Annotated in this window: 12 protein-coding genes; 4 read left to right on the top strand and 8 right to left on the bottom strand. The window is 71.4% G+C overall.

The features are described 5' to 3' along the window. The first annotated feature begins 324 nt into the window (after positions 1–324). The 3 genes from ACQPXD_RS54320 to ACQPXD_RS54310 all read left to right on the top strand — a co-directional run bounded on the left by ACQPXD_RS54320 (position 325) and on the right by ACQPXD_RS54310 (position 13,968). Positions 325–11,580, top strand: a complete 11,256-nt coding sequence (locus tag ACQPXD_RS54320; RefSeq protein WP_432832752.1) for a hypothetical protein — start codon at positions 325–327, stop codon at positions 11,578–11,580. Then, entirely contained in the window at positions 11,577–12,122 is a 546-nt protein-coding gene (locus ACQPXD_RS54315) for a hypothetical protein (RefSeq protein ID WP_432832750.1), read from the top strand. Before ACQPXD_RS54320 ends, ACQPXD_RS54315 begins: the two co-directional genes overlap by 4 nt. A gap of 169 nt (positions 12,123–12,291) precedes the next feature. Beyond that, positions 12,292–13,968 carry a right-handed parallel beta-helix repeat-containing protein gene (locus ACQPXD_RS54310; protein ID WP_432832748.1) on the top strand — a complete coding sequence of 559 codons (1,677 nt, stop codon included), beginning with the start codon at positions 12,292–12,294 and terminating at the stop codon, positions 13,966–13,968. Here ACQPXD_RS54310 and ACQPXD_RS54305 read toward each other — a convergent pair. The 5 genes from ACQPXD_RS54305 to ACQPXD_RS54285 form a co-directional block, all read right to left on the bottom strand. Further along, positions 13,955–14,380, bottom strand: coding sequence for a hypothetical protein (locus tag ACQPXD_RS54305; RefSeq protein ID WP_432832746.1), 426 nt, complete (start codon positions 14,378–14,380; stop codon positions 13,955–13,957). The genes ACQPXD_RS54310 and ACQPXD_RS54305 overlap by 14 nt on opposite strands. A 176-nt stretch (positions 14,381–14,556) precedes the next feature. Next, positions 14,557–15,507 (bottom strand): hypothetical protein, encoded by a 951-nt coding sequence (locus ACQPXD_RS54300; protein ID WP_432832744.1) that lies wholly within the window; start codon positions 15,505–15,507, stop codon positions 14,557–14,559. Positions 15,508–15,893: 386 nt separating this feature from the next. Then, the gene (locus ACQPXD_RS54295; RefSeq protein ID WP_432832742.1) at positions 15,894–16,934 is read right to left on the bottom strand and encodes a hypothetical protein; all 1,041 of its coding nucleotides are present in this window, start codon (positions 16,932–16,934) and stop codon (positions 15,894–15,896) included. After that, on the bottom strand, positions 16,931–17,290 hold the full coding sequence (locus ACQPXD_RS54290) for a hypothetical protein (protein WP_432832740.1): 360 nt from the start codon (positions 17,288–17,290) through the stop codon (positions 16,931–16,933). The genes ACQPXD_RS54295 and ACQPXD_RS54290 overlap by 4 nt, the downstream gene beginning before the upstream one ends. A gap of 104 nt (positions 17,291–17,394) precedes the next feature. Continuing rightward, a complete protein-coding gene (locus ACQPXD_RS54285; protein ID WP_432832739.1) occupies positions 17,395–17,568 on the bottom strand; it encodes a hypothetical protein in 174 nt (57 codons plus the stop codon). 1,125 nt (positions 17,569–18,693) lie between these two features. On the opposite strand from ACQPXD_RS54285, the gene ACQPXD_RS54280 reads away from it, so the two are divergent. Continuing rightward, on the top strand, positions 18,694–20,373 hold the full coding sequence (locus ACQPXD_RS54280; RefSeq protein ID WP_432832737.1) for a protein kinase domain-containing protein: 1,680 nt from the start codon (positions 18,694–18,696) through the stop codon (positions 20,371–20,373). A 238-nt stretch (positions 20,374–20,611) separates the two neighbouring features. Here the strand turns inward: ACQPXD_RS54280 and ACQPXD_RS54275 are convergent, their stop codons facing one another. From ACQPXD_RS54275 to ACQPXD_RS54265, 3 genes are read right to left on the bottom strand one after another with little or no spacing between them, the layout of a single operon-like run. After that, positions 20,612–22,807 carry a transglutaminaseTgpA domain-containing protein gene (locus ACQPXD_RS54275; RefSeq protein ID WP_432832735.1) on the bottom strand — a complete coding sequence of 732 codons (2,196 nt, stop codon included), beginning with the start codon at positions 22,805–22,807 and terminating at the stop codon, positions 20,612–20,614. Continuing rightward, positions 22,804–23,937, bottom strand: a complete 1,134-nt coding sequence (locus tag ACQPXD_RS54270; RefSeq protein ID WP_432832733.1) for a DUF58 domain-containing protein — start codon at positions 23,935–23,937, stop codon at positions 22,804–22,806. Before ACQPXD_RS54270 ends, ACQPXD_RS54275 begins: the two co-directional genes overlap by 4 nt. Next, the gene (locus ACQPXD_RS54265) at positions 23,934–24,914 is read right to left on the bottom strand and encodes an AAA family ATPase (RefSeq protein ID WP_432844310.1); all 981 of its coding nucleotides are present in this window, start codon (positions 24,912–24,914) and stop codon (positions 23,934–23,936) included. Before ACQPXD_RS54265 ends, ACQPXD_RS54270 begins: the two co-directional genes overlap by 4 nt. Positions 24,915–24,917 lie beyond the last annotated feature (3 nt).

Raw genomic sequence — 24,917 nt, 5'->3', positions numbered from 1 at the left:
GGGCTAGCCGAGTCTAGTCCGCTCACCGGTTGATGGCCAGGGCCCGGCACCGTGCCCCTTCGGGCGAACTTCAGGCGCAGGCACCGGAAACATGCTCGAACCAATCAGCGACGGATCGGAAGCCGGTTGGTAACCTTCGCGATAAGTATGTCGCATGTTGTATTAACACCTCGGCCTGGAGGGGGGTGTTGTGTTGTGGTGAGTTTTGAGCCGGATGGGGTTGAGGGGTGGGTGTGGCGGCGGTTGTCGGAGGGTTTGGCGATGCAGCGGTATCCGGATGGGGATCCGGATGGGTTGCGGGCGTTGGGGGCGCGGTGGGGGGCGGTGGCGCGGTTGCTGGGGGAGCAGTTTCCGGAGGTGGATGGTGCCGTGGTGGGGTTGGCGCCGGTGTGGGGTGGGGCGTCGGGGCGGCACTTCCAGTCGCAGTACTTCGACAAGTTTCAGGGGGTGTGGAAGGACCTGGCGGATGCGGCGGATCGGTTTGCGGTGGCTGGGGAGTCGGCGGCGAATGAGTTGGAGTTCGCCCAGCTGATGATCATCGTGATTGTGGCGATCACGGTGTTGGAGTGGGCGGTCGGGGCGGCGTTGTGGATGTTCGGTGGGGCGGAGTTTGCGGCGGCGGCGACGGTGGTGGGGCGGGAGGCGTTAAGTGTGGTGTTGCGGCGGCTGCTGACCGAGATGTCCAAGCCGGTGTTGAAACAGGTGTTGAAGACCGTGGCGAAGGGGGCGTTCAAGGCGGCGCGGACGTTCGTGGCCGCTGATGTCGCCGCGCAGGGTATCCAGCTGGGGTTGGGTCACCGTGACGGTTTCGACTACTGGTCGACGGTCAAGTCCGCGGGTAGTGGTGTCGCGGTCGGGGTGCTCGGGTCCGGGCTCGGTCCTCTCGGGGAGCGGGCGCTGCAGGCCCCGTTGACCCGGCTGGCCGCGGCCGGTGCCCGGCTGTCCACCACCGGCGGGACCGGTATCCAACGCCTTATCCTGGCGGGCGGCGCCGTCGCCTTGCGCACGGCCGCCGCGAACCTGCGCTGGAGTATGGCCGGTGTCGTCAACGTCCCGGTCGTGCTGGCCCTGAACCTGGTGCAGAACGGCTTCGACCGCCGGTTCGGCCTGTCCGACGCCTTCCTCAAGGACCCGGTCGGGGAAATGGTCCTGGCGTTCGAGGGCGGCATGATGGGCGCCGGCCTGCACGCCGGTATCGAAGGGCTCGGCCGGGCCGGGCGCACCGCCCGGATCGCCGTCACCGACCGCGCCACCGGTCTCGCCGAACTGGGCCGGCAGCGTGACACCGCCCGTGCCGCTGCCGCCGATCTGGCCGGTATCGCCGCGGAGGACCGGGCCGCGGCTGTGCAGCAGCGTGTCGCCGCCGCCGGGCAGGAACTGGCCGGCCGGGTCGCCGCGGAACAGGCCGCGATCGCCGAGGCCCGCCTCGCCGGCCTGCAACGCGGCGGCGGCGACCCCGCCGGCATCGCCACCGCCCGCGACCAGGCCACCCACGCCAGAACCGTCGCCGAGCACGCCAAAACCACCGCCGAGCAGGCCAAAACCGCTACCACCAGAGCTGACCAGCGCGCCCGCATCTCGACCGAAGCCCTGCAACACACCCAACAACGCGCCGACCAACTCGACACCCGAATCAACCGCCGCACACCCACCACGGACACCACCACCCACCCACAAACCGAACCACACCCCGCACCAGCAGACACCACCACGCACTCAAACCCCGACGACCAAGGCCACCCAACGACGACAGACACCACCAGCCGGTCTGCGGACCCCACCAGCCGATCCACCGCCACCAGCGAGGGACGGCCCGCGACAGCAGACACGACCAGCCACACCTCCGCCACAGACACCACCAGCCGCTCGGACTCCGGCGAGGCCGCACCAGCACCACACCCAACGCCGGAGCCGCACACGACCACGGAGCCGGCCAGAACCGCGGCGGCGCCCGCGGAACAAACCCCAGGTCCCGAGCCCACCCCAACCGCGGAAGCGACCGCCGGTGCGGAGGCGGCAGCGGCGGGTGAAGGGACGACCGCCGATCCGACCGAGGCGGGGGCGCCGCCGGTGGTCAAGCCGGGCCGCAGCGGTCCGCCGGTCGATGGCGAAGCGCTCAGTGCCATGCCAGGCGCCGCCGAGCTCGACCCGATCGTCGTCCAGCCCCTTCCCGACCTGGTCCGTACAGCCGACGACGCCGCCCTGACCTGGCAGAAGTCCGCCCGAGACCTCGCCGAAGCCCACCAACAATGGTCCGAGGCCCGCACCGGAGCCAGCCAAGCCTACGAACGCTACCAACGCGCCCTCGCCGACCACCCCGGCGACATCCGCCACCTCGCCGTCAGACGCGCCGAAAACCGGTGGCTCGACGCCAACGACAACGTCCGCGAAACGGCCGGCACCGCCCGCAAGCTCCAGGAAACACACGAGCAGAACCGACGCGCACTCGACCAGGCCATCGCCTCGTTCGCCCCCGACGGACGCCCCCGCCCCGACCTGCCAACCCAAACCTTCACCGCGCTCATCGGCCTGGTCTCCGGCAGCGAGGCCACCGACGCCGCGCTGCGTGCAGCCACCGAAACCGGCGCACAACTCGACCGAGACTGGGAACACTCCCGCCTCACCGGTGAACCCGACCCCAAGATCATCGCCGACGTCGACGCACTCGCCCAAGCCCATACCATTCTCCAACTCCAAGCCGACACCGCACTCGACTACACCACTACACACCGCGACCAACTCGCCAAAGCCCGCCTAAACCAACCCCTCCACCCCGAACGCGCCTACGCCATCCTCGACGCCCTCCGCACCGCACACGACGCCACTCACGAAGCCGTCGAACAACTCCCAGCCGCCCGTGCGGCACTCGACCGCACCACAGCAGCACTCCGCCAGGCCCACGAACGCCCCAACCCCGGCGAAACCGACCACCGCAGCCACCTCAACCAACTCGAAACCGAACACACCAAAGCCCAAACCATCTACCACCGGCTCACCGCCGCCATCAACGACGCCCACCAACAGTTCGAAACCCTCGCCGAACACCTCGGACAACACCACCTCTACGAAGACGCCGCCACCCACCTCACCGACCTCACCGAACAACACAACAACCTCCAAAACGATCCCAACTACCCGCCCCAACCCCACCCCGCACCGACCCCGGCCCGCAGTGCGATCACCATCGCCCTGCGGCCCCACCGAACAGATGCGGACGCGGCGACGCCGACCGACACTGCCGGTTCCCGCGATTGGCCGATGGCCGCCGCGGGCCGGCCCCCCGTCGACTCATGGCTGCACACGATGGCGCAACGGCCGCCGGACCCCGCCACGGCCCGCCCGCCGCAGGACGTGCTGCGGTTGCTGGTCGAGCAGGTGGACGGCCGGTTGTCGGGCGTCGGCGTGGAGGATCCGGTCATCAGCGGCATGCGGATCGTCGGCGACATCCAGACCGTCGACGTCGGCGGAACGCCAGTGGTGCAGCTGCAGGTGCTGGCAGAGCGTCATCAGGGTGATCCCTTGAGCCTCACCGTACAGCTCGGTGACGCCCACGGACTGCGGGCCGAGTCCCAACGCCCGCAGTTGTCCAACGACGCAACGGTCACCCTGACCGACCTGTTCCGGCACATGACCGAAGCCGACCAGGACACCGTCGCACCCTGGATGCTGCACACCCTCACCCACGAAATCTGGGAAATCGACCGGCAGCAACACAACGAATCCCGGTCCTGGCTCACCCGATGGCTGCCCCGAGCCGACAACACCCACCTCCTCACCGCCGACCCACTCCCCCCGATCACCGGACGCAGGCCGTCCGACCACGACCGCGGCGGCGTCGGCGACCTCGTGTCAGCGGTCAAAACCATCCTCGACGCACCCGACACGACCGCCCTGACACGCGCCATCGACAGCGCCGACACCCTGCTCCACCACCTCGGCCTCGACCACAGCGGCCCAGCAATCCACGTCGTCGACGCCGACCGGCGCTGGCGCATGGTCAACAGCATCCTCCGAGACCGGCACCTCTCTGACGACGAACGCGCGATCCTCGCCGCCATGAGCACGGGCGGACAGCGTCCGCACCAACTGGCCGAAGCACCGGCCGGCCGGGTGAACTGGCCCGACTACCAGGCCGGAGCCGTGTTGCTGGAGGCCGCCGGGCGTCTGTCGGACGCGCCCGCCGATCCACAGCTGCGCATGGCCACGACACTGTTGCGGCGGAGCTTAGGGGTCGGCGCCGACGCGCTGGCCGACATCCCCGGGCTCGCGCGGCACCGCTCGCCGTTGGATGCCGCGATCGCGTCAGAGCCAACGGAGCTGGCGATCCAGGCCCCGGCCTCGAGTGAGCTGCGTGGCAGCGCGGTCGACGCCGTGTTCCCGCGGGTGTCCGAGGCGCTCATCAGCAGACTCGAGCTGCCGGGTGCCGCTGGCGCGTACCAGAGCGCCACCCCGCTCGGCCACGGCCTGATCCGCCTGCGCACGACCGCCGGGGCGGACATCGACGTCAGCGTCGGGCGGACACCGGAGTACGACACCTGGAGCACGCCGGCGGAGTACGACACCTGGGTCATGCCGGCGGAGTACGGCACCTGGGGCACGCCGCCGGAGTACGGCACGCCGGCGGAGCAACGCGTGGAGGGCATCACCGCCGGCGGCGACGGGGCCGTATTCCGCAGCGTGGACGGGCACTTCCGCCTGGCCCCCGGCTCGGGCCTCACCCTGGCCGAGCACGCGTCCGCATTGGACATGCTGCTGACCCAGTTGGCTCGCCACCACGAGGCCACGCTCGACGGGTCGGCCGTCTTGACCCCGGTCGAGGCCGCCCGGGCCGAACGGCTCCGGGCCGACATCCGGGTTGCGGCCGAGGCCGGTGTCGCGGCTGACCCAGGGGGAACCCGGTGGCGGGAGTCGGTGCGCACCTTCCTGGACCTCGGCCTGCATGCGGACGACCCCACGGGCGCGGCCCGCCGGGCGGCGATCTGGGCCGACCGCTCGGACGCCGATCCCACGTGGCAGTGGGTGGAGAGCCTGCACCATGCCGACGCCCTGCCCATGCAACGCCAGCGCATCCTGCGTGAGCTCCTCGACGAGCGGGCCGGGCGGGACGCCGGCTCCCCGGATGTGATCGCCGCCAGGAAAGCCGAATCCCTGCTCTGGGAGCTCTCCGGGCGGCTGGAGGCGCTCGGGGTGTCCGTCGAGCGCGTCATCCCGTTCGCCGAACGGGACCTGGCGAACGCGGCGTGGCGCGACCTCGTCGACGGGCTCAACGCCGAGCATCTGCTGGCGGCGGACGACCCGGAGGGGATACGCCAGCGCCGGCTCGTCGCGGCAGCGCTCCAGGTGGCGATCACCCACGTCGGTGAGGCGCTCGGCGGGTCCAGGCAGGTGCACGAGGTCGACAACGTGGTGGCCGCGTTCCGGTACGTCCGGGAACAGGCCGCCGGCATGGACGACCCGCTTTACCAGGACAGTGCCGGGCGGTGGCTGCTCGCCGCTCCCGTCGACGCGGCGGACACCGTCCCCGACTCCGCTGCCGCCCTCACGGACGGCTATCAGCACTATCGCGCCGCGGTGCTGGACAGCCGACCCGCGGGCGACATCGCCGCCGCGGCCGAAGCGTTCCGGACCAACGTCACGACGTTACGTGACTTCCACGCAGCGGTGCGCGACGACCTGGAGCATCTGCAATCGACGGATCCAGGGCGGAGAGACGACATCCTGCACCGCCAGCAGCAGCACGCACGCATCGTTGAACGACTGACGGCCATCGAGGAACACTTCGCGGACCCGAACACCGACATGACCAGCATGCTGGGTCAGCTGGCTGCGGACCCGATCACCGGCCGCGCCGAGTGGACCGAGCTGTTCCGCCGGCTGCACCAGGACGAGACCACCGGCACGCAGCTGGCGCCCGACGAGGCCGGCCTGGTCGCGGCCGTGAAGCGGCACGACGCCGCGGTGGCGGTCATGGACGCGTGGAAGGCGTTCGAGGAGCAGCCTGAGCCGACCCTTCCGCACGCATTCGTCGACCCCGATCTGCGGGCATGGGGGCTCACCGGCGGCGTCTGGCAGCTCGGTGAACACTGGATGGGCAACCTCCGCGAGGACGTCGCGGCGGCCGTCGGCGCCGAGATCGCCGACCGGATGCCGCTGGACCTGCCAGGACAACCGCAGCGCTCCCCGCAGGAGCGGGTGACGTTCCGGAACAACGTGCGGGACGCGATCACTGCCACGTTCGTCGCACTGGGTGGTCGTGAGTTCGGCCGGCGCCTGGCCAGCGAGGCCGGCATCGTGCTCCGCGTGCCGGACGCACGCGAGACCGTCCATCCCGTCACCGTCCGGCTGGACCTCGCAGACCTGAGCAAAGCCGAGTTCCTGCGGTCCGCCTTGCCCGACCCGACCGCGACCGACCGCGGCGTGCCGACCGGTCAGAAGATGGCGCTGCCGAGCGACCTGCTGCAGTTCACCTCGGCGGGGCGGATGCTGGACAGGACGAGCAGCCTGTTCGTGCCGGTGCCCGTCGACGAGGTTCGGCGGGTCTTCCATCTGGCGGTCAAGATTGGACTGCACTATCACGGTCTCTGGGACCTGAGCATCGACCTCCCCGGCACATACAAGGACTTTGTCATCGGCGTGGATGCCGGCAAGACCTGGGCCACCACCCGCGAACACGTGGAGTCGGCCGTCACCGCCATCCAGACCCTCCGGCAGGACGACGGGACGCACGGCCACTTCCGCATGCCGGAGGCGGCACTGACGGTGAGCATCGGCCACGACGGACCGGCCGGCCCCGATCCGATCAGCCGGGAGACCCCGATCGACGTCGTGCTCGGCTTTCCGGAGCCCAACCTCGGCCCCGCCGAGCATGCGGAGGTCAAGCCGAACCCTGTCCTGGATGCCCGCAACATCAAGCCCGGGATGATGTTGCTGGCCGCGCCGGGTGCTGACGGTAGGCCGGAGCGGGCGGCGAGGCTGCTGGAGGTCGCCGGCCTCATCGGCATGCTGTCGGTGGAATCCGTCGGCGGCATGGACGGACTGGCCGGTGTCGTCATCGAGCATCTCGGGCCGCTGGCCGGGGAGCAGTTCCGCAACGGTATCCGGAACGAGTTCACCGAGTACAACGCGACGCTCGACGGTCCCCGTCTGATCCATGAAGGCATGATGGTGCCCGCCCAGTCGCTGCGCCCGGGGGGCCGAGCCGAGGCCGGCCTGACAGCGCGGTTCGAGGCCCACTCGGTCAAGTACCTCGGTGTGACCGAGCGAACCACGGCGAAGGAGGAACACCGGGTCTCCACGACGGTCGAGGACCGGATGAAGGACGCGCAGACGGTCCGGGGCTTCGCGAGGCCCAAGCTGGACACCGCCGATCACGAGGCGATCGCCGGCCGCGAGGGGAGAGTCGGCGGCGGATTGGTGGCCGGGCGGACGTTGCGACGCGAGCAGCAGGAGGTGGGGGGTAACGGCTTCGGTATCTGGCGGAACATGACCGCCGACAAGACCAACGTGTACAGGTTCGAGGTCGGTGGAGAACTTGTCGCCCGGGTCTTCTCCGACCGGATCGCAGCGTCGGCGGAGCGGCTCGCCCACCAGGGCGCCGTCGTGCTGAACGTCACCGAGGCCGACCTGCCCCGGTTCCTGGAACTGCTCGACACCGTGGCCAAGGATGAGCCGCTCGAACCGGAGCTGCCGCAAATCCGCCGGGAGGGCGAGAAGACCCTTCACGCGCCGGAGTACCTCCTGGAGAGGCTGCACACGGGACTGTTGACGCTCGACACGCTCGCCGGCCCGGAGCGGTTCATCGACCGGATCTTCGACGAGCTGGACGCCATGCGGGCCGCCAACCCGTGGATGGCAGAACTCTCGGACATGGATCAGATCCACCTCTTCTCGGCCCTGCGCAAGAAACTCGGCTGGACGACGATGATGTCCCTGCAGGACGAATGGTTCCCGCGGGACGGCAGGGTCAGCGTCGACTGGTCCCGGGAGGTCCCGGGTGGCCGCGAGCGCTACCACGTCGTGGCGAGGGCCGAGTTCGTGGGCGAACCCGTCGTCGACACCGTGCGCGAGGGCACCGCCGCGATGCTGCCGGTGTCCTACTCCGAGTCCGGAAACGCGGTCATCGGGGTCGCCGATGCTCGCCTGGGATTGAACATCTCGGCCAAGACCCAAACGCGGGCCGGGCCCGGTCCGCAGGACGGCGTCCTCTTCGGCGCGCTCTCGGGGAACCCGACCGTCGGCGGCGCGCGGGTCACGACCACCGGCGCGGGCGCCAAGATGACGAACGTGCTGATCCACGCCAGCGACTACAAGGGTGACCTGGCTCCGGTCTGGCAACGCCTGGAGTGGCATCTCGACATCGAGGTGCGACACGAATCGAACCTCGCCGAGCCGGGCTGGCGGAACCAGATCGAACGTGCGGCCGAGGGCTTCAGCGCGGCCGAGGCTCACTCACACCTGACGATGCCGGGCCTGATGCGCGGCGGCATGCCGGCGGGCCTGGCCCTGGATCAACCGGTCGCCGGCCCGCTGCGGGCCGAGGCGAGCGCGCCGGCCGACGTGCGGCCGGCGCCGCCCCGCACGGAACGGATCGACGGACGGCCACCGGAGACGGACTCACCGTTCCACGATCTTGGGCCGGCGACCATTGTCGACACGCCGGACATCGTGGCCGGCATTGCCGGCGGCCAGGATGCGGCCCGGATCATCCAGAAGATGCTGAAAGAGGCTGGGTTCTCGGACGACGCGGTCGCCCCGGTAACGGACTACGTCGGACCCACCCAGGTCCAGACCCACGTCCAGCGTGATCCGCAGGGCGCCATCCGGTTTGTCATCGACGCCGGCTCCTCGTTGCGCCCCAGACTGGGCCACGTCGAGGTGAAGGTGTTCTTGCACCAAGCCACCGAAACCGCGCAGACCATCGACACCAAGCCGATGACGATCCAGGGCGCGCTGGGCGAGTTGTCCGGTCTTGAAGCCAACGCCGGCCTTGTCACGGTGGCCGGGACGGCCGGTTCGGACGGCGGTTCCAAGGGCGGGAGTACTCTGGCACCGACCGGCGCCCAGGGAAGCGTGGAACTGGGGGCCACCAGCATCAGGGCCCGCTTCACCGAGGCGCTGCGCGGCGGCTGGACCATCGGTCCGAAGGCGACGCACACGGCCATCGTGGCCGACGCGGTCTACGAGATCAAGATCCACGTGACGGAGCCCCCTCGTGGCACCGATCGGATTGCCCTGGGGCGGCGGGAGCACGTCGCCGGCGATCCCATGGAGACGCACATCCGCGTGCGCCATGGCGCGATGATCCTCAGGGACCTGTCACCATCGTCGGAGCCCCGCGACGCCGCCGTACCGGCGGAATTGAGGTCCAGCTGGCTGCCGGCCCAGCGGACGACCATCCGGGCGGGCTTCGAGGAACCGTACGACGACCGCGGGCTCAACCCGATCGAGCAGCGGGTTCGCGACCTGATGGCGACGCACGCGCCCGAGCTGTTGCGCCCCGAATGGACTCCGCACGAGGATGGCGGACTCGTCGCAACGAAATCGGGCCTGCCGCTTGAGGTGCACCGCCTGCTCACCATGAGCGCCTTTCAAGGCGGTGGCATGGAACAGTTGCGATCCACGGGCGTAAGACTGCACCTCAAGGGACACGAGATCACGGTGCGCGTGGATACGCCCCCCGACACCAAATACGAATGGCGGAAAACCGTCAAGCATGCGGGCGAACCCTGGACGGACGGCGGATTCGGACTGGGCCGGGACAAGCGCCTCACCGGCGTCACCCGAGCCGAGCCGTTGTCGGGGGGGCTGGGCACGGGCGGTAATGAAGAGGCGGGCGTCGATACCGGGTTCAAGGTCGGTGGCGACGGATATGGGACCCGTGACCGCGTCATCTCGCGTGAGTCCGCCGTCGCGGAGACCAAGGCAGCGCGCCGCACGCCGGCCTTTCACCCAGATGTCGCGCACCAGTACGAGGGGAAGGTTTCGGTCGTCGTCACCGTCGACGGGCACGAAGCCAAGGCGGCGCTGTGGGACAAGGTCCTCATCAACGATGCCGATGTACGGGCCGCGAAGGGTCCCCGCACCGAGCCGGTCGTCACGCGCGACCCGCGCGGGTCGTTCGGGCAGCGTGCAGATCGTCCATTGACCGCTCGGGACTTCTTCGACCGCGGCATCACCTTGGCCGAGCCGCCGGATCCCGCCGGGCTGCGCGAGCTCCACAGGGCCGTGCTGCATGATCTGCGAAACGATTCCGGGAGGGTGCTCGCCGGCCTGCTGGACCGGGGCCGGACCGGGCGGTTCCGGTGGCGGGAGCCGAGCCTGGCCGAGGCGCAGCTGGCCCACGTGTTCGGTGTGCCCTTCCAGATGGTGTACTTCTCCGAAATGGCCCGCGACGCGGGAATGGAATTTCCTGGCCTGATGTCGTCCGGTGGGTTCGTCGGGCGGCACGGCGACATCACCATCCGGGTGAAACTGTCCAATCTCCGGTACGCCGGCGAAGCCGACGTGGCCGACATCCGGCAGGAGAACCACCGGCACGGCGTCACGTACAACACGAACGGATCCGTGCTCGCGGCCAACGTCCAGGCCCGGGTGGTGGTGGAGATTCCGATGGAGGGGGCCGGGCACGAGGAGGGGGTGCGGGACAAGCTCACGCCCGGCGCGGCGCGGTTCAGAGTCGAGGGCAGGGCCGCCGACACGGACCAGGTTCGCCGGCTGGACGTCGACACCCGCCTTCAGGATCTCAAACCCGTCCGGCTCACGGCGGACGTGCACTACGAGATCACCGTGAGCGGCGAGCGTGCGGCGACCGCGCCGGTCCGGCTGGCCGCCCGGATACCGGGCGCTCGGCGCCTGGTCACCGGCGAGATCGTCATCGAGCGGACGCTGAAGAATGCGCACAGGTTCGTGGCCGACGGTGAAAAGGTGTTGGCGATCATGGACCGGCTCCAGCCCGACGGCGACGGCCACCGGCTGCCGAACGGTATCGGGTTGATCGGTGGCCGGCTCTTCCCCAGGGACGGCGACCCGGTCCAGGCCGCGCAGGCACTGGCCGCCGTGCCCCGGGTCGAGAAGGGAATCACGGTCAGCGCCGAGTTCCGCGATGGTGGAATGATCGTCGAAGGAGAGAACCTCGCAGCGGCTGAGTTCGCCCGCCGGCTCCTCCTGGGTGGTGAGCAACAGGTGACGCTGCTGGCGCCAGGGGTCACGCACGAGTACGCGGTAGAACTGTGGCGAAGCCTCGGCGGGCGGGGCCTGCTGGTGCCGCAGCCGGAGTTCGCGGTCGCCGAGACAGGCGTACCGTCGATCCGGGACACGTCGCTGGAGTGGGGGCAGGTCCTGGCCGTTCGCACAGAGCCGGGCCAGACCCGGGCGGAAGAGCTCGGGCATTGGGCTTCGTACACCGGGGACCCGCGCTTGCGCACCGATCCGGACGTGCGGGTCCACGGCGCGGACCTCGGATCGGCCCTGGCCGACCTCGGTGGCGTTCGGCAGGAGCCGAAGGCGAACACACGGCCGCCCGGCAGCGGATCGCCCGACGGTGGATACCTCTGGCCTCTGTCGTACGGGCCGCAGCCGTGACCGGGCTGGGAGAGGACACGTCCGTGCTGCACGCGCGATCGATCGACGAGTGTCACATCTACATGCAGTTGCATCCGTGCACCTGCGGTGAGCCGCTGTTCGTGTGGTCGCGTCACGGGCAGGCCGGCCATCCGGAGGGGGTGCTTTCGGTGTACGAAGGGTCGTGCGGTCGGTGCGGGGCCAGTCGGCGGTTCGAGTTCGTGCTGCCGGCGGACCCGGCACCACCGCCCGCGATCGGTGGTCCCGAGCCCTCCGCCATCATCGACCCGGCCCAGTTCCTGCTGGCCGCGCGGCAGGCCGTGTCGGCCGTCCGCGCCGGGGCGGCGCCGACACCACGCGACGCCGCCGACGCGGTCGGGTTTGCGATCGCCGCGCTGGAGGAGGCGTTGAAGTTCGTGCCGCGAGACGGTGACCGGATTCCGGTCGAGGCGTTCTTCAGCGTGGAGGGTCGGCAGGAGCATGAGCTGGACCCCGACCAGTTCCGGCGCGACCGCCTGGTGGGCGAGGTGACCGCCTACCGTGCCTTGCTCACGGGGGCGTGAGCTGCGGATCGCCCCACCGCGACGCCGGCGGCCGGAGCCACGCCGGCACACCGGCCTCGCCCGGGTGCGACCGGTCGACCGGTGAGGGGTGCTTGGCCATCGCCGGTCAGACACACTACTGTGGCGGGTCAAACCCTAGAAGCAACAACGTTCACCCCGGGCGGGAGCCATGACGCGAACGATATCGGTGTCGAACCTGCCCGGCGCCTTCGTCACCATCGCCGAAGCGATCGCTGCCGCCGACGGCGAGACGACGATCGTCGTGGCCGGCGGCGTGTATCCGGAGGCGATCACGATCGACGCCGGGCACGTCAGCATCGTCGCGGCCGACGGACCGGGCACCGTCGTCATCGGAGCCGCCGACCTCGGCCGGCCCACGGTCGACGTGCGTGGCGGCACCGTCTCCGTCAAGGCACTGACCCTGAAGTCGTCGGCGGGCTCGCCCGCGCTGTTCGTCGCGCGGGGGACCGTACGACTGGACAAGTGCACGATCAACGCCCCGCGGGCGACGGCGGTCGTCGGCCGCAGCCGCGCCGTCGTGGACCTTCGGGGATGCACGATCGACGGGGCGGACTGCGGACTCGACCTGGAGGACTGCGGGGGCACGATCGTCGAGAGCAACATCGCCCACATCACCAGCGACGGCGTCACCGTCCGCGCGTATGCCGACCCGGTCCTGCGCGACACGGTGATCAGCCGGTGCGGGGCGCGCGGCGTCTACGCGTACCAGAGCGGCAAGCCGCGGCTGGAGTCGTGCGAGATCAGCCAGACCGGCGGTCCTGCGGTGCTTGCCTCGCACCGCGGTGCGCCGGCCGTCCGGCGAACCTGGATCCATGACTGCCAGGGGCCCGGTATCGCGTTCGGCGCGAACTGCGGCGGGCAGGTGGAGCAGTGCCGGATCGAGAACACCGCGGAGCCGGCGATCGACGTCGCACCCGGCGCCAATCCCGACATCGAGCAGGCCCGGGCGACGATGAAGGTCGGCGTGGGTACCGGCGGATCGAAAGGGTCGCAGCAGGGCGAGACCATCGAAGCGCTCCTCGCCGAGCTGGACGCACTGGTCGGGCTCGCGGGAGTCAAGGACGAGGTGCGCGCGCTGGTCGACGAGATCCAGGTCAACGAGTGGCGCCGGGAGGCCGGGCTCGGGGTGAGCTCGTCGAGCCAGCACCTGATCTTCGCGGGGGCGCCCGGCACGGGCAAGACCACGGTCGCCCGGATCTACGGCCGGCTGCTCAGCGCGATGGGGGTGCTCCCGAAGGCCAGCCTGCGGGAAGTGTCCCGGCGCGACCTGGTCGGACAGTATGTCGGCCACACCGCCGAGCGAACCGCGCACGTGTTCGAGGAAGCGCTCGGGGGCGTGCTGTTCATCGACGAGGCGTACACCTTGTCCAGGTCCTTCGGCTCCGGCGCCGACTTCGGTCAGGAGTCGATCGACACGCTGGTGAAGCTGATGGAGGACCATCGGGACTCGATCGCGGTCATCGCCGCCGGCTACACGGACGAGATGCAGAGCTTCCTCGACACCAACCCCGGGTTGGCCTCGCGCTTCGCCAAGACGGTGGTGTTCGAGAACTACGCCGACGAGGAACTGGTGCTCATCATCAGCCACATGGCGCAGTCGGCCGACTACGTGTGTGACGAGGCCGCCCTGCAGGCGGTCATGGAGCATTTCAAGGCAACACCCCGCACGCAGAACTTCGGCAACGCGCGCGAGGCGCGGCGGCTCTTCGAGCGGATGCGCCAGGCCCAGGCTCAGCGCCTGCGGGCGGCGAGCCGGCGGCCGGACCTCAGCGAACTACGGGCGATCAACACCGACGACGTGGCCGCCGCCATCACGCGGACCTGACCGGCGGCTCTAGCACGACCACCCACGTCCCGGCGCGGCCCGGCAGCTGGCTGCGGAGATGGCGTTCTACCCGGGCCGCACGCTGACGACTGAACAGGACGCCTTGACGCTGGAACGTGTCCCACAGCGTCAGGGGCGTGGCGCCTTCGATCATCCGCAGCCCGGGCAGCTCCGTGAAAGGACCGTCTCGAGCGTGACCATGACCTTCTGCCTTCGGGCGCACCGCGGCCTCGTGCAGCACCGCGATCGTCACGCCGAACGCGCGCGGCGGCTGCGGCACCTCGACGTCGAGGGCCTCGGCCAGCGCCGTGCGGATCATCGCGGCCGTGCCGTCGATTCCGTCGAAGAACCAGAGCCAGGGCGAGTTCCCCTCCGCGCCGGCGATGGCGTGGGACGGGAACGTCTTGAGCATCAGCGCGCGGATGACGCCCTCAGTGCGCCATTCCGCGCGGGAGACGATGCTTGTGGTACCGCTGCCACGCCCGGACGACGATGTCGTTGTCCCCGCGCAGGGCGGCGTCCGGACCCATCACCTCGACGAGGGCGCAGCTGGAGGTCGGAGGCGAACGAGACGACCAGGGCGGCATGTCAGGCGCGGACCTCGATCGCCGTCACCGCCCACCAGTCAGGCTGCACCGACCAGGCCATTGTGGCCGGGCCTCCTGGCGAGGCGACAGTGGCTGCCGCACTGTTACCAGCCCCGGTGTTGACGCTGCCGTTCTGGGTGTACCTGCTGGTACTCGGTGGGCTGGCGGAGTCGACCGAGCCGCCGTTAGAGACGAAGCCGACGACCATGCCACCAAAGCGCGTGCCGCCGACCGTCGCCGCGGCATTGCTACCGGAGCCCTCGGCAGTCACGGCCGACCCGAGAGGTGCGCTCTGGTCGGCACCGTCCAACGAGATCGACCCGCCGGTCAGCTCGTCCACGGTGCAGCCGGTCACCTGGGCCGAGATCGTGTTGCCGCCACTGGGCGGCGCGACCCGGTAGAAAACACTGTGGTACCCGGCGTGCTGATTGTCGTCGTGCACCGTCGTCAGCGGCGTCAGCCCGGCGCCGTTGTCGCTGACCGATAACGTGCAGCCTGTGTCGCTGATCGCGCCAACCGCCACCTCGACGACCAGCAACCGGTTCGTCCCGCTGACACCCTGTGTCCAGGACAGCGACGAGCCGTTGCTACGGGCGCTGCCGGCGCTGTCGAAGGTCACAGCGGTCGCGGCGTTGACGGCCGGCGGGCCTGGCGTTGCCGCGCTTGTCGGTGCCGTGTGGGGGACCGCGGACGAGGATCCCGACGCTACGACCGGTACCGACGGGGAGGCCGATGGTGGCGGCGCGCTCGCCGAGACGCCGGTGGACGGCACGAGCGGGCCCGAATCGGGCCCGGCAGCGGCCGCCAGCGAGGGCGGGGCGGGCGACGGCCGATCGGGGCGGCCGCCGTTCGTGACCAGCGTCGCCGCGCCCGCCGTAGCGGCAAGAGCCGCCAGCGCGACCGAGACCCGAACGCCCGCGCGGCGATGCAGCCGGTCAACCGTCGTGATCAACGCACAACCTCCAACCCGTACGCTAGCCGACACTCGATGCACAGTCGACACTATGTTGGTTGTTTGCTTGTCAGGTCGGCGTTTCACCGGCCACGTCGAGATAGGCGACCCAATGGCCGTCAACGCCTGTGCCTGCCGCACCACCACCGACAGCGGCTCGTCCTGCAGGGACACCGTGCGCGAGCCATCCAGCAGACTCGGTGCGCCGCACAGAAACTGCCACGCGTCGTGCAGTAACCGGTCGACATCCACGACCGGCCGCCCAAGAAAGCCGCGAACTCCTCGTCGAAAAGCAGCCTGACCGGACGTCTAACGGCGCACGTACCCGCCTGCAGCCCCACCACATGCCGCCAAATCCGCGCCAAAGCTCCGCGAACGAAACCGGCTCACTTGCCGTAACGGTAGGGGCTCAACTGATAGTTGCCGAAGTAGGGGTACGGGATGGTCCGATGGTGGGTGCCCCCATCGCCGGACTGCTCGTACCCGACATACGCGCTCATCGTCGCGTCCGTCCAAGCGTCGAAAATCACCACATGACCATCGCCGTCAAGAGCCGGATTGATCAGCAGATCTCCGGCCCGCAACGCCGCCTTCGGTATAGGCGTCGACTGGGCAACCAACCCGGCAGTGTCCAGGCCGGGTCCGTCCAGTCCCAACGCCATCGAGGCATACCCGGAGCAGTCCCGCCGATACCCGCCCAACCAGGTCGCCGGGTCCACGCTGGACAGGTACGGCACAGCACCACCTCGCCACGCGGTCAACCAACTCGCGGCACGTGCCAGCACTTGCTGGCCGTCAAGGCAACCGTCCGACGCAGAAGACGGCAAGCCACTGGTCGAGATCGACGGACAATTGCCCGGACATTGGTCAAGATCGACCGCCATTCCGCTGGGAACTACAGCGGCGACGACGCGTTGGGCGTCCTGCTCGTATCTGGCGTAGGCGTCAGGGTGGGCGCTTTGCTGCACGGCCTGCGCGGCGTCGGTGAGGGGCATTTGCTGCCAGCCGTTGATGGTGAGTAGCTTGCGGTAGAACTGCGTGGCCGCGTACACGGGGTCGAGCAGTTGCCCGGGGGTGCCCCAGCCCTGGCTGGGGCGTTGCTGGAAGAGGCCGACTGAGTCGCTGTCGCCGCCGGGGATGTTGATCAGCGACGATTCCTCCATGGCGGTGGCGACCGCGATCACCCAGCCGCGGGCTGGCACCTTGAGCTGCTGGCCGGTGGCGACGATGATCGCGGCGTTGTGGACTTGCGGGTCGGCCTGCCACGCGCCGACGTCGTGCAGGCCGTCAGTGCGCACGGCGGCGCCGCTGGTGAGCGCGCAGGCGCCGGCGCCGGCTTGTTGGATGAGGGTGAGGAGGCCCAAGAGGCCGCAGCAGCCGCCGAAGACGACAAGCACGATCGCCAAAATGAGGGCGGCGAGTTTCACCGGGTCGCCTCCGGGTCCGGTTCGGACGGCTCGACCTCGACGACGAGCCAGTGGCCGTCGAGCTGTATGCAGGTGACGGTGATCGGTCCGGCGTCGGTGCCGCTGTCCGCGGCGACCGCGCCGCTGGTGGAGCTGGTCACCGCCGGTGTGGTGGTGATCGTCGTGGCGGGGACCGTGGCGGGGTCGACGGTGGGGAGCGGGGCCGCGTAGGCGGGCGTGGCGTAGCGGGCGACGTCGGCGTACCAGCGTGGCTGGTCGAGGCCGGGCCGGGCCCAGGCCGGCGCGAACGCGGTGATGACGTCGAGCGCGGCCGGTTCCGTCGGTGCTGAGGTGTCCGGTTGCGCGCCATCGTTCATATACGTTGTCGCTGGCCGACGGTTAGGGCGTGGCGGTGGCCGGTGCGGGCGGCTGGTGCAGGCGGTGAGGGCGGCGGCGGTGACCGCCAGCAGGGTGCTGGCGGTCACCGCGAGCTGGGCGATCCGGCGCAGGGCCATGCCGCCTCGTCGTCGGGCGGGCGTGGTGGCCAGCCGCCCTGGGCGTCGTTGGGCAGTTGCCCGACGGCGCGGACGGCGGCCTGCAGGTCGCTCAGCCACGGCCCGCGGTCGCCGGCCCGGGCGCGACGGCGGCGGTGCACCAGCTGATGCAGCCGGTCTGGGCCCGCCCCGACCGTCTCCGCGTACGGGGGGGGACGCCGCGGTGCCGCTCGACGGTGCCGGGACCCGCGTTGTAGGCAGTCAGGGTTCAGATCGAGCGTTTCGCCGGCGAACGGGTTGGACACCACGCCGAGAGCACCGCGGTCAGGAGTCATCTGGTTCACGTCTCATCCGCGCGGCCATGTCGAGCAATGCTCACGGCCGGTACCGCAGCCTGCCTCGATCCACTCCATGGCCGGTTGGCACGAAGTGCTCCACCAATGCCGTTGACGGCAAAGGTCGACACGCCAGCGGCGAGCATCCCGACGCGGCGTCGATTCGACATGGAGCCTCCTTCCATCCGGAGGTCACACCACCCTGAACTATGTTGTATCTAGTGTATGGCATCAACTGTGGCTGCGGAAGGGAGCGTGCGCGACAGGGAGCCGATGGTCGAACCGGCGCGAGCGTCCACCAGTTTCCGGAACCTCCACCCCGGCATGGTGAGGCATCCCGAAGGGATCGACGCAATCGGACATGCAGGCCATCCAATGGCCGCTCATAGATGGCGCGTCACCGATCAGATGTGAGCCTCCGCCCGCTGCGCCCGACCTGATGACGGCACCGGACCGCGGCCCGTTGGGGCGTGTAAACAAATAAATCGGCGTGTTGCGGACCAGGCCATTGTGGCCGGGCCTCCTGGCGAGGCGATAGTGGCTGCCGCACTGTTACCAGCCCCGGTGTTGACGCTGCCGTTCTGGGTGCACCTGCTGGTACCCGGTGGGCTGGCGGAGTAGTAGAACTCGTCAAACTCGTGCTACAGAACATACAACAAGAGCAATTGTCAACACCAGTGTTGCGACACGAGGTCGCACGTGGCAAGCGGTAGCGCACCACCCACCGGCGCGGCACCACCCGTAAGTCCAGCTCAGCACCCGACTCCCGGCATGTCGATCATGAAAGGGAGGAGACTCCGGCTAGGCGATCTGGGCTGAAAAAGCAACTTCATCGGTCCTCACCCGTGCCATCGAGCCGGTCGTGAAGTATCGAACGACAGTCCTAATACGCCACAGAACATAAGTCATACGCTACGATGAGGTACCTCGCCAGCACGAACGGAGCCGCACGTGACCGCAGGATCGCCGAACCTTGTCGAGATTCCGGGCTGCCGCGACCTGCAGCCGATCGGGCGCGGCGCCGCGTCGGTGATGTTCCGCGCCGAGCATTCCCGGCTCAGCCGCACGGTCGCCGTCAAGGTCCTGACCCACGGCGACGACGAGGCCCGGCCGCAGTTCGAGCGCGAGCTGGAGACGACGGTGCTGCTGTCGAGCAGCCACCCTCGCTTGGTCCGCATCCTCGACATCGGTGCCACGCGCCGGGGCGTGCCGTACATCATCATGAGCTACTGCGCCGACGGCTCGTACGCCGACGTCCTGCGCGAGCACGGGCCGCAGCCGGTGGAGACGGTCGTCGCGGCCGGCGCCGCGGTTGCCGAGGCGCTTCAGGCGGCGCACGAGGCCGGGCTGGTACACGGGGCCGTCAAGCCGTCCAACATCATGCGCACCGGGTTCGGCCCGGCGCTGACGGACTTCCCGATCGCCCGGGCCGCGACCGCGCCGGACCTGGGCGGCCTCGACCCGACGACCCTGGCGCACGCCGCGCCGGAGTTCCTGCGCGACCGCGTGCCGTCGTCGGCCTCCGACGTCTACAGCCTCGCCTCGGCTCTGTGGCACCTGCTCGCCGGTTATCCGCCGTTCGCCGACCCAGACGACGTCGCGCCGGATCCGGCAGTGCTGCGCGAGCGTGCGCTCACGGACCCGGCGCCGGCCGTCCCGGGCGACGACGTGCCGCCCTGGCTGCAGCGCGAGCTGGCCCGGGCGCTGAGCAAGGAGCCGGAGCGGCGCCACCCGAGCGCGCTGGTGTTCGCCAGCGCGCTGATGGCAGGGCTCGAGCCGGACAAGACGGCGCCCGGACGGCCGGAGCCGTTGGCAATGGAGCCCGAGCCGTTGCTGATGAAGGACGTACTGCCAGCGGCGCCGGCGTACGTCGAGACGGAGGAGCCGCTCTGGCCGGGCGACGGCACGGCCGAGAACCGGGCGCTGTACCAGCGCATGCTCGGCGAGCCCGTGCGACCGTACCCCGCCGCCACGCCACCGGGCCGGGCGGCGCCGGAGGTGGACTACGACTACGACGACGCCGTCCCACCGCCCGAGGCATACGGCCAGGACGTCGACCCGTTCAAGGATGCGGACATGTGGTCCGAGCCCCGCCGGTCCAGGCCGACGTGGTTGTACATCGCGACCGGCGCGTCCGTCGTGCTGCTGTGCGCGGTCTGCGCGTTCCGGCTGTTCAGCGGGGGGGAACACCACGCCGCGGCTCCGCCGCCGGCCCTCGGCAGCGACCCGGCCGGCACGTCGGGGCCCTCGCCCGATTTCGGTGACCCGGCAGGTTCGGCGCCGGCCGATAGCCCCGCCGGCAGCGGTTCGAGTTCGAGCCCGGCCCTGTCGGGCGCCGCGGGCACGCTCAAAGCCACGACCGAGGGAGTGCCGCGCGACGTCAAGCTTACCGACGAGGGGGCGTCGATCACCCTGACCTGGAGGGACCCGACGGCCGGGGCAGTGCAGTTCGCGGTCCTCGGCGGCCCCCGCGGCGCGGCGGTCACCGTGCAGAAGGTGCTCAGGCCAGGCACCACCCGCCTGACGCTGCAGGGCCTGAACACCACGCAGGACTACTGCTACCAGGTATGGGCCGTGGTCAGCGTGGACAGCTACGCGCCGTCGGCGCAGGTGTGCACGAAGCGCTACTGAGCGAACTGCCACCGGCTCGGTGATGCCGTGCAGGGATCGGGAGCTGTGTCGGCTGGCGGCGGCCCAGCATGGGCTACGCTGCGGACGGCCACCACCTGCCAGAATGCCGCATCCCAGAAGGTGCTGACCAAAGCCGGGTTCGTCCCTGTCGGCCCGGCCAACTCGGCCCACCTCGAGGGTAGCCAGGACCGGCTGGTGGTGCGGCGGTGCTGAACGCCCGCAACGCCACGTTGGCGGACTACTCCCGCCGGACGCCGCGGCGAAGGGCCCGCCGGAGTAGGCCGTGGCGCCAGAGCAGTGGGCCCGGGTGAACCGGCCAGGAGGCCCGCCGCCACCACGGGCCGCCACGGCGCAAGGCGGCGGTGTACCGTAGGGCCTGCCACACCGCGCCGGCCGCGGCCGGGTCCTGCTCGTCGAGGCCGCCGGGGGCGAACGCATCCGCGTTGACCAGCTCGGCGAGGCCGGCAACCGACGGCAGGGATCCGCCGTCCAGGGAGCGCGGCGGGACGGCGGTCGCCGGCAGGTGCCCGGCCGGGGGCAGCCCGGCCAGTCGTAGCGCGTCGAGGACCTCCAGCCAAGCGCCGCGGACGCGCGCGGGTGCGGGGCCGGCGCGCAGCCGCCGCCCGGTCTGCGCGCGGCGGGCCCCGGCCACCGCGAGCGGGATGCCGAGCAAGAGCCCGGCAGCGAGCCACGGCCAGGACGGCGACGCCGCGCGGCCGCCGGTGTCCGCCGGACGGGCGGCCGGGCCGGAGATGGCCGGCGGGGCGGGGGGCGTTGGACTGCGCGCGGCCGACGGCGTGGGCGACGGGGCGCGGGACGGCGACGGTGAGGGTGAGGGCCGGAGATCCTGCGGTACGGAGAGCGGCTGCGTCCCGGCCGGCGGCAGCGGGTCAAACGCCACCCAGCCGACTCCGCTGAACAGCACCTCCGGCCATGCGAGGGCGTCGGCGCCGCGCACGGTGCCGCCGCCGGCCGGGACGGTGAAGCCGACCACGACCCGGGTGGGCAGGCCCATCAGCCGGCCCAGGACGGCGTAGGCCGCAGCGAACTGCTCCGAGGTACCACGGCCGCCGCCCCGACCCGGGTCGCCGAGCAGGAAGAAGCGCAGGTTCGGATAGGCGTGGCCGCTGGGCGCGTCGGTGACGAAGCGATAGTGGCTGGCGAGGTACTGCTGCAGCGCCGTGGCCCGCTGGTAAGCGGCGCCGTTGGTCTCGGCGATGGACTGCGCCAGCGCGGAGAGGTCGGGCGGGACGTTGCCGCCGGCGTCCAGCAGCCGGGCGACCGCCGGGCCGCTGGGCACGCCCGCGGCCGCCAGCCGGGCCCGGTCCGGGCGGGGCACCTGCGACGTGACGGCGTAGCTGGCTCCGTCGATCGGCCCGTCCATCCGGAGCAGTGTGCCGCCGCGCTCGTCGAACGCGACCCGGATGCCGTCGATGCGCCGCGGCACGCTCACCGCCGGGACGAGCCGGCCGCCCAGCTGCCGGATCGTGATGCGCTCGGCGAGGGTCGGGCCGGCGGGTGCTACGGCGTCGGCCGGCAGCTCCGGCTCGGGGAGCACCCGGCCCGCATCCTGGTATCGGGCGTCGATCCGCCACACGACTCCGTCGAAGTCGTCGAGCACAGCGAGGGTGAGCGGGGCCGAGCCGCCGACGACGTCGAGAAGGGGTTGCTCCTGGTTCTGCATCCAGCCGGAGATGCGGGCCAGTGGGTTCTCGTCGTCGAGCACGTCCGAGCTGGGCGGCTCGACCAGGCCCCGCGGGTCGGGCGGCCGGTACGGCAGGCCGAGCGACACCGCCACGACCACCACCGCCGCGGCCGCCACGCAGCCGCCGACCGGCGCCAGATCCGCGGCCAGCCGGACCGCCGGGGCGGCCAGCGCGACCGCGGCGAGCACCACGAACGCGACCGCGCGCCAGGGCTGCGGCCCCCCGTGCGGCCCGGCCAACACGAGCGCGGCGGCGTACACCACGGCCGGCGGGACGAGCGCGACGGCGACACGGCCGGCGCGTAGGGCCAGCTCGGTGCCAATCAGCCCGTGTACCCAAACCAGGACGACCGGCAGCGCGACGGTGTCGGGCCGAGCCTCGACCGGCACGGCCGCGCTCAGCACCCGGGAGCCGCCGCTGGCCAAGGCGTCGAACAGCAGCGCGGGCAGCGGCCCCGCGGTGGCCGAGGATCGGGCCGTCCACCAGACGGCCACGGCGGTGTAGCCAAGCAACGCCGCGACCGAGACCGGCGCGACGGTCCACTGTGGGCGGCCTAGGAGCAGCCGGCCGATGCCGGCCGAACCGGCCGCGGCGCCGGCGACGAGGACGGCGAGGAGCGGCCCGTCGTACACCCGACCGGCCGCCCCGGCGGCCACGGCCAGCAGCGCCGCCTGCAGCCCGGCCGATAACGTCGCGTGCGGCCCGGCCAGCGGGGCCGGCCGCGTCATGCCAGGCCGTCCCATTGCCGGGCGAAGTCCGCCCCGTCCCGCGCGACGATCAGCCGGAACCCAGTCCCGGCGGGCAGCGAATCCTGCGGACCGAAGACCGCCAGCACGGTCGCGGTGTGCCGGCCGGGCCGGACCAGGCCGCGCAGCTGCGTGGCGTCGGGCCGTCCGGTCAGGCAGAGTAGCATTTCGCCGGCTAGCGGCGGCAGCGGGCGCCCACCGGTCTCCGCCGCCGAAGGCCCGGCGGCCGGGTGCCGGCAGGCCCGGGCCAGCAGGCCGAGGTAGGCGCCCAGGGCGCGGCCGGAGGGCACGACCTCGCCGCCGGCGAGCATGAGGTGGACGGCGGTGCCGACGCGCACCGCCGCGGCGACGGTCGACGCGGCGGCCTCGCAGGCCGCCTCGAAGGTGTCGTCGTCGTGGACCTCGGCGCGGTCGTCGAGCAAGACGGTCAGCCGCGCCCGGCCGGCGTCGGCGCGCTCCCGCACGACCAGCCGGCCGAGCCGGGCGCTGGAGCGCCAGTGCACCTGGCGCGGGTCGTCACCGGGCACGTAGGCGCGCAGCGCGTCGACGCTGACGCTGCCGTGGGGCAGCCGGCCTCCCCCGCCCTCGGCGTCGCGCCGTACGCCGGGCGGGCGGGCGGCAACGGGGTGCAGCCGGGGGTACACGATGAGGGAAGCCACCGGCCCGATTGACCGGCGCGTCCCGACAAGGCCCAGCGGGTCGGCGCGGCCGGCGGACAGCGGGCCGAGCCGGATGATCCCGCGCCTGTCGGTCTGCACCGGGTACCGCACCACGGCGGTCTCGCCCGGTCGCAGCCGCAGCGCGGGGATCGGGATGCGCCGGTCGACGGGGCCGCTGCAGCGGTCCTCGCCATTGAGGGTGAACGGGAGCCGGCCTGGGTGGCGCGCCTCGAGCGTCACCCGGCAGGCCTCGCCGCGCATGACCTGGCGAGGCGCGACGGCGCGGGTCACCTCCAGCCCCGGCGGGCGGAGGCTGGCCAGCGCGGACAGCAGCACCGCCAGCAGCGCGGCCGCGCCGAGCGCGGCCAACTCCGGGTAGCGCAGCCCGGCGCCCCCGGCCGTCAGCAGCGCGCCCGCGGCCGCGACCCCGGCGCCACGGCGCGTGAGGATCATGGGCCGACCGGCGTCGGGACCGCGACCTCGCGCACCACGTCGTGCAGGATTTCGGCGGGCGTCACCCCGCCCAGGCGCGCCTCCCCGGCGAGCACCAGGCGGTGCGCGAACACCGGCTCGATCAGCGCCTGCAGGTCCTCGGGCACGACGTAGCCGCGCCCGGCGGTGCAGGCGTAGGCGCGGGCCGCCTTGGCCAGCGCGACCGCGCCCCGTGGGCTGACCCCGACCTCGACGCGCGGGTGCGTGCGGGTCGCCGCGGCAAGCCGGACCGCGTAGCGGTACAGCGCGCCTGCGACGTGCGTGCGGGCGGCGAGGCCGATCAGCGCGCGCAGGGTCTCGGTGTCGGCGACCGGCGCCGGCGCGTCCGCCGTCCGCCCGGCGCAGGCGGCCCGGACGACGTCGACCTCGTCGTCCTCGTCCGGGTACCCGACCGACACCTTCATCAGGAACCGGTCCAATTGCGCCTCCGGCAGCGGATAGGTGCCCTCGGTCTCGACCGGGTTCTGCGTGGCCACGACCAGGAACGGCTCGGGCACCAGGTGCCGCACCCCGTCGACGGTCACGCTGTGCTCCTCCATCACCTCCAGCAGCGCCGACTGAGTCTTCGGCGAGGCGCGGTTGATCTCGTCGGCGACGACCACGTTGGCGAACACCGGGCCAGGGTGGAAGGCGAACGCGCGCTCCGCCGGGTCGTACACCGACACGCCGGTGACGTCGGAGGGCAGCAGGTCGGGCGTGAACTGGATGCGCCGCCAACGGCCGTCGACCACTGTGGACAGTGCCCGGGCCAGCGTGGTCTTGCCGACCCCGGGCACGTCCTCGATGAGCAGGTGGCCCTGGGCGAGCAGCGCGGTCACGGCGAGCCGCACCAGGTCCGGCTTGCCGAGCAAGGCGGCGCCGATCCCGGCCGCGATCCGGTTGACCGCGCTGGTCAGGGATCGCACCTCGGCCGGGCTCAGCGGTTCGGGGTCGGACAGCGT

Origin of the sequence: Dactylosporangium sp. CA-092794 (assembly GCF_050948465.1) — a bacterium.
In the GTDB taxonomy this organism is placed as follows: Bacteria; Actinomycetota; Actinomycetes; order Mycobacteriales; family Micromonosporaceae; genus Dactylosporangium.
This window is presented reverse-complemented; position numbering and strand designations above follow the sequence as displayed.